The following is a 1,445-nucleotide window of genomic DNA, read 5'->3' as shown; positions in this document are numbered from 1 at the left end:
CGATAGCGGTGTGTCAGTCAGCCTGAATATTGACTGTTCATACGCAATCGCGAGCAGGCTCACTCCTACAGGTTTTTGTGGTGTTTCAGGCTACTGCGGCAGTCTTTTCAACCTCCAGTTCCCGCACCAACGGCAACACCCGCTTGCCGAAATACTCCACCTCCTCCTGAAAGTGCAGAAACCCCGCCAACACCAGATCCACCCCCACCGCTTTCAACGCCACAATCCGCTCGGCAATCTGCTGTGGCGTGCCGATCAGGTTGGTCTTGAAGCCATCGTTGTATTGCACCAGATCCTCGAACGTCGATTTCGCCCAGTTGCCCTCACCCTCCGGTGATGCCCTGCCCGCCTGTTTCGCTGCGTCACCGAAAGCGTTGACCGCGTCCGGGTCAGCCTGGTCGATGATCTGCGCCAGTACCGCGCGCGCTTCTTCTTCAGTGTCGCGAGCAATCACGAAGGCGTTGACGCCGATCTTCACCGAGTGATTGTTGGCTGCCGCTTTGGCCCGGATGTCATCGACCTGCGCCTTGATCCCTTCGACGCTGTTGCCGTTGGTGAAATACCAGTCCGAGACCCGCGCCGCCATGTCCCTAGCCGCACGGGAACTACCGCCCTGAAAGATCTCCGGGCGGCCCAGCGGTTTCGGTTTGAGGCTGTAATTGTCGAAGCGGTAGAAGTCGCCGCGAAAGCTGAAGTTATCCTGGCTCCAGATCCCGCGCAGCGAGCGGATGAATTCCTCGGAACGCCGATAGCGCTCGTCGTGTTCCAGCCAATGTTCGCCGATGGCCTGGAATTCGCCCTTGAACCAACCGCTGACGATATTGACCGCAATCCGGCCGTTGGTGAGTTGATCGATGGTCGCCAACTGCTTGGCTGCCAGCGCCGGTTGCCAAGGCCCCGGCAGAATCGCCGCGATCACCTTGAGTTTGCTGGTGGCGGCCAGCAGCGCATGACTGAACGCCACCGACTCATGCTGGAACTCGGCACCGTAACCGGCGGTAAAGCGGATCTGCGTCAGGGCGTACTCGAACCCGGCCGCTTCGGCGAGTTGCGCCAGTTTGCGGTTGTAGTCGATGCCCCAGTCGGTGCGCTGCTCGATTTTGCTGACCACCAGGCCGCCACTGACGTTCGGCACCCAGTAGGCGAATTTCACGGCTTGCTTGCTCATTGGCGTGTCCTCGGGACATTGGGAAGGTCAATGGGACAGAGCAGCAAGCGTGCCAGCGTCCAGAGGGCCGGTTTTATTGGGCTTGAGGCTGATGGAGTTGCATTGTTGGAGGGTGATTTGTTGTCGAGGTGTTGGGGGAGCAACAGTTGAACAGGCGGTGCCTGAGCCGACCTCTTCGCGAGCAAGCCCGCTCCCACAGGTTGAATGCGTTCCAGAATGTGGGAGCGGGCTTGCTCGCGAAGGCGTCCGACGGGTCGCCGCAAAAGCCGGATACAGG

At 60.0% G+C, this 1,445-nt stretch carries 1 protein-coding gene; it reads right to left on the bottom strand.

Features of this window, described 5'->3' with window-relative positions:
* Window positions 1-85: 85 nt before the first annotated feature.
* Window positions 86-1,168 (bottom strand): dimethylsulfone monooxygenase SfnG, encoded by a 1,083-nt coding sequence (gene sfnG, locus QMX91_RS31105; RefSeq protein ID WP_282413907.1) that lies wholly within the window; start codon window positions 1,166-1,168, stop codon window positions 86-88.
* Window positions 1,169-1,445: the final 277 nt, after the last annotated feature.

It is taken from the genome of Pseudomonas sp. PS01299 (assembly GCF_029960145.1).
Classification (GTDB): Bacteria; Pseudomonadota; Gammaproteobacteria; order Pseudomonadales; family Pseudomonadaceae; genus Aquipseudomonas; species Aquipseudomonas putida_A.
This window is presented reverse-complemented; position numbering and strand designations above follow the sequence as displayed.